The sequence below is a fragment of the Selenomonas sp. genome, assembly GCF_052169755.1.
Classification (GTDB): domain Bacteria; phylum Bacillota; class Negativicutes; order Selenomonadales; family Selenomonadaceae; genus Selenomonas.
The window spans coordinates 1-7,747 of the sequence record NZ_JBQNBV010000099.1; the positions used below are offsets into that span (position 1 = coordinate 1).

The 7,747-nt window shown below is 55.5% G+C and carries 8 protein-coding genes; 4 read left to right on the forward strand and 4 right to left on the reverse strand.

Features of this window, described 5'->3' with window-relative positions; all coding sequences use genetic code 11:
* Positions 1 to 119: 119 nt before the first annotated feature.
* A complete protein-coding gene (locus ACTTKG_RS07705; RefSeq protein ID WP_442673639.1) occupies positions 120 to 365 on the reverse strand; it encodes a hypothetical protein in 246 nt (81 codons plus the stop codon).
* A gap of 121 nt (positions 366 to 486) precedes the next feature.
* Positions 487 to 1,842, reverse strand: a complete 1,356-nt coding sequence (locus ACTTKG_RS07710; RefSeq protein ID WP_442673640.1) for a GHKL domain-containing protein — start codon at positions 1,840 to 1,842, stop codon at positions 487 to 489.
* Positions 1,843 to 1,979: 137 nt separating this feature from the next.
* Between ACTTKG_RS07710 and ACTTKG_RS07715 the strand changes: the two genes are divergently transcribed.
* From ACTTKG_RS07715 to ACTTKG_RS07730, 4 genes are all read left to right on the forward strand, one after another.
* Positions 1,980 to 2,711, forward strand: a complete 732-nt coding sequence (locus tag ACTTKG_RS07715) for a LytR/AlgR family response regulator transcription factor (protein ID WP_442673641.1) — start codon at positions 1,980 to 1,982, stop codon at positions 2,709 to 2,711.
* 246 nt (positions 2,712 to 2,957) lie between these two features.
* Positions 2,958 to 3,623, forward strand: a complete 666-nt coding sequence (locus tag ACTTKG_RS07720) for a DUF5105 domain-containing protein (protein WP_442673642.1) — start codon at positions 2,958 to 2,960, stop codon at positions 3,621 to 3,623.
* A gap of 56 nt (positions 3,624 to 3,679) precedes the next feature.
* A complete protein-coding gene (locus ACTTKG_RS07725; RefSeq protein WP_442673643.1) occupies positions 3,680 to 4,471 on the forward strand; it encodes a hypothetical protein in 792 nt (263 codons plus the stop codon).
* A 63-nt stretch (positions 4,472 to 4,534) separates the two neighbouring features.
* Positions 4,535 to 4,777, forward strand: coding sequence for a phospho-N-acetylmuramoyl-pentapeptide-transferase (locus ACTTKG_RS07730; protein ID WP_442673644.1), 243 nt, complete (start codon positions 4,535 to 4,537; stop codon positions 4,775 to 4,777).
* A 164-nt stretch (positions 4,778 to 4,941) separates the two neighbouring features.
* Here the strand turns inward: ACTTKG_RS07730 and ACTTKG_RS07735 are convergent, their stop codons facing one another.
* On the reverse strand, positions 4,942 to 6,273 hold the full coding sequence (locus ACTTKG_RS07735) for a threonine/serine ThrE exporter family protein (protein ID WP_442673645.1): 1,332 nt from the start codon (positions 6,271 to 6,273) through the stop codon (positions 4,942 to 4,944).
* A gap of 139 nt (positions 6,274 to 6,412) precedes the next feature.
* Positions 6,413 to 7,744, reverse strand: coding sequence for a threonine/serine ThrE exporter family protein (locus ACTTKG_RS07740; protein WP_442673646.1), 1,332 nt, complete (start codon positions 7,742 to 7,744; stop codon positions 6,413 to 6,415).
* Between the last annotated feature and the right edge of the window lie 3 nt (positions 7,745 to 7,747).

Genomic DNA, 7,747 nt, shown 5'->3' on the forward strand with positions numbered 1-7,747 from the left:
TGCCCTTGAGCGCTATGTGAGCTGTTTCTTAGCCGCGTTTCTTTGAGAACGCATCCAATGAAAAACGCCCGAGATATGTATGTGCTACATACATATCTCGGGCGTTTCGCGGCTCTTGCTTAATAGTAGTAGCCATCCTCGTCGTAGGTGCTGCCGTCTGCACCCTCGGCGCTGACGGAGTAGTTGCCGTCCGCATCCACGGCTACGGCAGCGACGTTGCCCTCATCGTCCGCTACGGCGTAGACATAGTTGCCGTTCTCGTCATAGCCCTCGTACTCGTACTCGTCTGCCGAAGCGACGCCTGCCGTGCCGAGCATGACGGCACAGGAAGCCATGACAGCAAAAGCTTTGAACCAATTTTTCATAAAGAAACATCTCCTTCTTATATGCGTTAGCCTTACTTTTCCCTAGTTTAGCAGATGGATGAATGCTTTTCAACAAATCGGAAAAAAGTGTCGAAATCTTGCATGAAAGTGGTCATTTCCCTCATCGTTCCATACGCTCGACCGCCGGCACATGCAGCAGTACGCTGAACCAGCCGTCTTTTTGCTTCGTGAAGAACTCGGCGCCGTATTTTTCCGCGAAGAGCAGCAGAGAGCGTGTGCCGTGGCCATGATCGGGCAGGCAATCCTTGCTTTCGGGCAGACCGTCTGCATTGAGCGGTACGGGGGCACTGGTGCGGTTCTCGATGGAGAAGAAGAGACTGGCGCCTTTTGTGCGCGAAAGGATGCGGATGGCGCGCTGTGACGGCGGTTCGTCCTCTTCCGCATGGATAGCGTTTTCGAAAAGGTTGCAGAGGACGAGCGAGAGGTCGACTTCTGCGGTAAAGGAAGCGGGGATGTCGACCTTGATCTCGACGGCGATGTCCTTTTGACGCGCCTGCCGTACATAGACGGAGAGCGCGGCGTCGATCAGAGGATTGCCTGCGAAGTGCTCGACGCGCGTCGCGTCGATCTGCGCGTTCATGCTTTTGACGAGCTGCATGGCGGCGTCCTCTTCGCCGCGTGAGATGAGATCGGCGAGCATTTGTGCGTTGTGTCTGAGATCGTGGCGTACGATGGCGAGACGCGCCTGCTTGTCCTGCAAGGTGCGCGTGTATTCGCCGATCGAATTTATACGCGTCAGAAGCATGAGATTTCGCTCGGTCGTCGCCGCCTGCCGGAGGATGTACTCAAGACCGCGCCAGGCGGTGAGGGCGATGAGCACGCCGGAGACGAGCAGCAGGAGGCGCGGGAAGAGGTGGCGGACAGCGAGGATTTTTGCCGAGGCGGAGAAGTAAATGTCGTGGATGAGCATGAGGAGCGGCAGCGGGCAGATGTAGACCCAGAAGCGGTCGGTGCTGATCGTGGAAAAGCGCAGAAAAATTTGCTCGAAGAAAGGCCGCACGATGGGCAGGATAGTCAGATAGATCGTGAGATTCAAGGCGCAGTAGGAGGAGAAGTAGTCGAAAAAAGCGCTTTCTCCGGTGAATATCAGCACGAGTAAAATCGAGACCGTTGAGACTGTGGCGCTGAGAATGAACTGCATACCGAGGATGAAGATGTGCTGCGCGACGTACGGTCGAATCAGGCAGAGATTCAGCAGAAAGTAGGGCAGGAAGCCGCAGAATATATAAAAGGATTTGAACGTGTAAAAGCTGTAGGACAGGACACCGAAAAAGAAGAGCAGCAGGGAAATGACAAGTTCGGCAAAGAAGATGACGGCATACCCCCGCAGCAGATGCCGCCGCACCTTCGGCGTGAGGATGGTGTGAAACGGCAGGTAGCGCAGGTATACGGCGGGCAGGAGAGCGAGGAGGAAAAGGAAGGTAGTGAAGACGACGTTGAAACTGTTTTCGTTCAAGGCAAGCCCTCCAGACTGTTTTCTTGTAGAAGCGCTGAATTTATCGGTGATTCCCTTATGCATGGTTTTGTGGTATTATACGATAGAAGTTATACTTCGTCAAATGAATGACAGGGTCATAAGGAAGGCGGAAAACGATGCGTATTGCCATTGTCGATGATGAAGAAGAGGTGCGCGAGGCAGCGCGGCAGTATCTTGCGAAGATGCTTGCACAGTATTGGTCGAAGGAAACCGCTGTCGTGCAGATCGACCTCTTTGCTTCGGCGGAAGCGTTTTTGGTGTGCTTCGACAAGCAGCCGTATGATCTTGTGATCCTCGACATCTGTATGCCCGACATTGATGGTATGGAAGCGGCGCACCGCCTGCGTGCTGAGAGCGCCGATGTCGGCATCATCTTCCTGACGACGAGCGAGGAGTATCTGATGGAGGGCTATCGCGTCTTTGCCGACGGCTACTTCCTCAAGCCGCTGGGCGCGGATGAGGATGCTTTCCGCGCCGCTCTGCGCCATGTGTTTGCGCGCCGCGATCAGTCCTTGCGCGTCCTCAATATGGAATACAATGGCCGAGCCTTGGAGATTCCTTTCCAAAAGATCTTCTATGTCGATATCGAAGGCGGCAGGCTGCACGTTGTCCTTGAAGAGCAAGCGTTTCACTTCTCGCGTCCCTTCACCTATGAATGGAGCGCGGAGCGACTGCTGTGCGACAAACGCTTTCTTGAGTGCTACCATCGTATCATCGTCAATATGGACAGAATCGAAATCATGGAAGAGGGGGCGTTCGTGCTCACAAGCGGCATGCGCCTGCCGATCAGCCGCAGACGGTATGGGGCGGTCAAGGTGGCGTACATGCAGTATATGCTGAACAGGTAGGATGCAATCGGAAGCCTTGGAATAAAAGCCCCTCGGGGCTTTTTCGGCGTCGCATCTTCGACCACTTTCATGCAAGAAAAAACCACTTTTTGCAGATTCTTTGCAGAAGGTGTTTTTTTTTGCCATAATCAACTGAAAGGGAATGCAGACGGCAAAGAACTTCGAGAGGTGGAGAAAGCATGGCTTTTTCTATCTTTGCGTGTTGCCGTACTTTTTCCGAAAACAAATATAAGAGGAGAGTGTGACATGAAGGAGAAGATGATGTTGGCAAAGAGAATGTTGCTGCCGTTCATTGCCGTTCTGGCGATGTTCTTGGTTGCGGGCTGCGGCGATAAGCCGAAGGATACGGCGGATAAGGCTGTCCTTGCTTATGCCGAGCTGTATACTTACGGCGATACGGATAAGACTGAAGCGACGGGCATGACGAAGGAGCAGAAGGATAAGATCAGCGAGGCGCTCCTGACCGAAGTGGATCAGATGTTCCAGAGCATGATGCTCACCGAGGACAATGCGACTGCCATCACAAATTACTATGTCGCTGACCGCAAGGCGAACATGAGCCTCAAGGCGAAAGTCAAGAAGGACGACAGCGAGCATCCCGTCGTCGAGCTTTCGGCAACGCCGGTCGACAAGGCGGAGTTTGACAAGCTGATGCAGACGAACGAAGATCTCGTCGCTTTGGGTGTTGTTCTCGGTCTTGCACAGCAGCAGGGCGTCGACGTCCGCAACGATCCAGCCTATCAGCAGGGAGCGATGGATGTCTTGCGCAAGTTCATCGACGAGATTCCCTATGACACGGAAAAGACGCTTGAAGTACCGTGCGATATGGTGAAGAGCGACGACGGCAAGACGCTGCACTGGGCGCCGAAAGATCCGAAGGCGATTCAGAAGTTCCTTGACGGCGAGAAGTAAGAAAAGACGGATTGTCCAGCGCGGGCAATAGGAAAAGAAAACTCGAAGGAGGGAATATGTTGATGAATCGTTTTTGCCGCATACTGGGACAGGCTTTCGCGGTTCTTTTTTTGATGCTCATCCTTGCGGGCGGCGGCGATGATGCATCGGTGAAAGCGGGAGTATGTTTTGCTAAGTCCAATGATCTTGCAGAGCTTGAAGACCGCGCCGTCGATATCGATCCGTCGAACGGCAGCGTTTCCGTCACGCTCAGTGAAAGCGAAATGGCGCTCCTTTCGTCGGTGCGCTGCGAACTGCTCTATCTCGACGAAAATGTTGTGATCCACCTCGGCAGCGATACAAACATCGACGCCGACTGGGACACGGGCGTTTTCCGTGACAACTTCGGCGGCACATGGCCGATGCTCGACGGACACCCCGTCTACATCGAGATCACCGAAGAGGGCGACGATTACAACCTCTATTCCATCCCCATCAAGATTAACGGCGAGGAGTGCTTCCTGCAAGTCAAATACAGCTATGACACGCAGGAATATCACATCCTCGGCGCATACCGAGAGCTTGAGGAAAATGGCACGAGTGAGCAAGATCTGATGCCCTTGAAGGCGGGCGATATGGTCACGACGATCCATTTCGCGAAGCCGGTTTCCGACGATTATAGTGAATTGACCGTCGTCGAAGCCGAGACTTTCCAAATCGGCAGTCATCCCAAAGTCGAGGACGCAGAACTTGGCGACGGCACATACGGCTATCTGTTTGAGTTCCTTGCTCCGACGGGCGAAAGCGCCCTTTCGGAGATGGCTGTATTCAACATCGAGGACGGGAACATCACGACCTTTACTGAATGAGCGGCAGATCTTCTGCCGCCGGTATTATTCTTTCATTCTAAGGTATAAAAGGAGAGATTCATCATGAACAAAAAAAGCCCCATTCTTGGCGCAATTCTCGGTTTCTTCATCCTAGGCATCTTCTACAGCACGGGCTTCAGCAAGCAGGGCATCATCGCCGTTGTTGCACTGATTGCCGTCAGCTGGATTATCAGCATTCTGGTCGACCCGTCGGTGGCGGCAGTCGTCAACCTCGTCGGCGCGTTCCTCGGCTACAAGTGGTCGAACGATCATAACGCGGCGATTGGGGGCGGCGGAGAGATGTAAGTGGACGCTTCATTCAGTTTGCGTCTTTTAGCGCATCTTTTGCATCATTTTAGCAATCTCAAAACGGTGCGCTTGTAACCGAGTCTGGTCGATAAAAAGCGTGCAGCGGAATCGAATCTGCTGCACGCTTTTTTGCATGTTGATTTCATGGGAGCATCGTGCCGTCAGTCTTCCTGATCGACAAATCTCGATGCGAGCAGCTTCTTCTCCTGTGCGAGCTTGTTGCGCTGGATCTGCCTTGACCAGAAGATGCTGGGAATGGCGACGCCGATGGCGATGCCGGCGATGATGGTCGCGGCTTCGACGCCGTTTCGAAGCGCCGCGAGCAAAAGATCAGTGCTGACTTCGTTGATATTTAAGAGTGTGAAGAAAAAACGGTAGAGAAGAACGCCGGGGATCAGCGGGATGGCGGAGGGGATCGTCAGAACGATATTCGGTGTGTGGAACCAGTGGATAGCGGAGAGCGCGAGGACGCCGACGAAGGCGGAGGCGAGGAAGGTGCCGGCCGCTTGGCTCATGCCAAGCTCGAACATACAGATGTTTCTGAGGAGGATTGTGATGACGCCGCCCGTGGAGACGACCCAGAGCAGGCGGCGCGGCACGCTGAAGATCAGAGAGAAACCGCCGGCGGCGATGGCGGCGGCGAGCGGATGGTAGAGGTAGATCTCGCCGGGACTGAGGCTCACTGTCGTAAACGAGCTGACGTGTCCAAGGCGCAGGGCGAACGCCATGCCGAACGCCGTGCTGCAGACGATGAGGAGCGTGTCGAACGCCCGCGTCATGCCCGAGGTGATGAAGTGGTTCAGAAGATCATTCGCCGCATTGATGAGCGGCACGCCGGGCACGATGAAGAGGGTGCAGGCGACGATGGGCAGCATGGGCGTCGCAGAAAGGTCGAGGTCTTGCAGCAATACGGCGGCGAGCGTCGCGGTAAAGGCGGCGATGGCGATGCCGGCATAGGTGTTGAAGCCGTGTTCGTTGCAGAAGCGCCGCATATAGAAGCCGAGGAAGGCGGCGAGCGCCGTGATGAAGAAGGCGGCGAGATCGCAGCCAAAGAGGGCGCAGGAGCCGGCGCACGCGAAGCCGGCTCCGAGCGCTGTCAAGAAGCCGCTGTAAGGAGATTTTCGCTCATCGAGCTTTTCCATCTCGCGCTCGAAGCGTTCAAGTGACCACGCGTCGCGCATGGCACGCCAGATCATGCGGCTGACGGCGGAGAGGACGAGCATGTTCACGCGATGCGTGCGGCACTTGCTGAAGCGCGTGTAGGTGCGCTCCTCGTCCTTGACGTTGAGCATGATGGTCGTGTAGGCGATGTGGCAGCTGATGTTTTCGGCGGGGATGCCCATATATGCCGCCGTGCGCATGATGTACTGTGATGTGCGGTCGGAGTCGGCGCCGTTTTCCATCATCGTGCGGGCGACGAGGAGGATCAGATGCATTTTGTAGATGATCTGGGAGAAGGGGTGCGTGAGAACATGTTCTTTCGTGGGTTCCATGAGAGGCTCCTTTCATGTAAGACGATGGACGGAGGCGCACAACGAGTGTATGCCTTGAGGTTATTCTATAATTATAGTTTGGAATATTGCGATAATTTTAAGCGGACTGCGCATAGACAGTCCGTGTTTCGATGTTGCTTCAATCTTCCTGATCGACGAATCTCGATGCGAGCAGTTTCTTTTCCTGTGCGAGTTTGTTTTTGCGAATCCGGCGCGACCAGAAGATGTTCGGGATGGCGACGCTGACAGCGATGCTGATGAGGATGGTCGCGGCTTCGATGCCGTTTCTAAGCGCGCCGAGGAGGATGTCGGTGCTGACTTCGTTGATGTTGAGCAGCGTGAAGAGCAGGCGATAGAGCAGGATGCCGGGCACGAGGGGGATGGCGGACGGCGTTCGGAGGACGACGTTCGGCACATGGAACCAGCGCAGGGCGTTGAGCGCGAGGAGACCGACGACGGCGCCGCCGATGAATGTGCCTGCCGCTTGACTCAGACCGAAATCAAACATGCAGATGTTTCGCAGGAGGACGGTGATGGCGCCGCCGACGGAAACGACCCAGAGGACACGTTTCGGCACTTTGAAGAGCATGGAGAAGCCGCCGGCGGAGATCGCCGCTGCGAGCGGGTGGTAGAGGTAGATGTCGCCGGGACTGAGGCTGATGGTCGCAAAGTCGGTGATATGACCGAGGTGCAGCGCCGCCGCCGTGCCGAACGCCATCGAGCCGACGATGAGAACGGTATGAAAGGCGCGCGTGATGCCTGCCATGATGAAGTTGTTGAGCATATCATCTGCCGCATTGATCAGCGGCACGCCGGGCACGAGGAAGAGGGCGCAGGCGACGATGGGGTGCATGGGCGTCGCGGATTGGACTACGCCTTGGGAGAGCGCTGCCAAGGACGTCGCGACGAAGGCGGCGATGGCGATGCCCGCATAGTTGTTGAAGCCGCGCTCGTTGCAGATCGTGCGTGCATAGAAGCCGAAGAAGGCGCAGACCGCCGTGATGAAAAAGGCGATGAAGTCGCCGCCGAAGAGCAGGCAGGAGCCGCCGCAGGCAAAGCTCGAACCGATGGCGATTGCAAAGGGCGAATAGGGGCTTTTGCGGCTTTCGATGCGATCGAGCTCTTTCTCGAAGCGTTCGAGCGACCAGCCGTCGCGCATGGCGCGCCACATTGTACGGCTGACGGCGGCGAGAACGCTCATGCTGACATTGTGCTTGCGGCATTTGGTGATTTCCGTATAGGTGTGCTCCTCGTTTTTGACGTTTAGGAGAAGCGTCGTATACATGATATGGCAGCCGACATGTTCGGCGGGGATTCCCATGTACGCCGCCGCGCGCATGATGTAGCGGGCTGTGCGGTCAGAGTCCGCGCCGTTCTCCATCATGAGCCTGCCGACGGTCAGGATCAGGGACATCTTGTAGGTGATTTTGTAAAATGGGTCTTTGAATACTTGTTCAAGGGATGGTTCCATAGT

What these genes read in the sequence shown, in the direction of transcription:
- ACTTKG_RS07705 (WP_442673639.1), bottom strand. Translation starts at nt 365, where the DNA reads ATGAAAAATTGGTTCAAAGCTTTTGCTGTCATGGCTTCCTGTGCCGTC.
- ACTTKG_RS07715 (WP_442673641.1), top strand. Translation starts at nt 1,980, where the DNA reads ATGCGTATTGCCATTGTCGATGATGAAGAAGAGGTGCGCGAGGCAGCG.
- ACTTKG_RS07720 (WP_442673642.1), top strand. Translation starts at nt 2,958, where the DNA reads ATGAAGGAGAAGATGATGTTGGCAAAGAGAATGTTGCTGCCGTTCATT.
- ACTTKG_RS07725 (WP_442673643.1), top strand. Translation starts at nt 3,680, where the DNA reads ATGTTGATGAATCGTTTTTGCCGCATACTGGGACAGGCTTTCGCGGTT.
- ACTTKG_RS07730 (WP_442673644.1), top strand. Translation starts at nt 4,535, where the DNA reads ATGAACAAAAAAAGCCCCATTCTTGGCGCAATTCTCGGTTTCTTCATC.
- ACTTKG_RS07735 (WP_442673645.1), bottom strand. Translation starts at nt 6,273, where the DNA reads ATGGAACCCACGAAAGAACATGTTCTCACGCACCCCTTCTCCCAGATC.
- ACTTKG_RS07740 (WP_442673646.1), bottom strand. Translation starts at nt 7,744, where the DNA reads ATGGAACCATCCCTTGAACAAGTATTCAAAGACCCATTTTACAAAATC.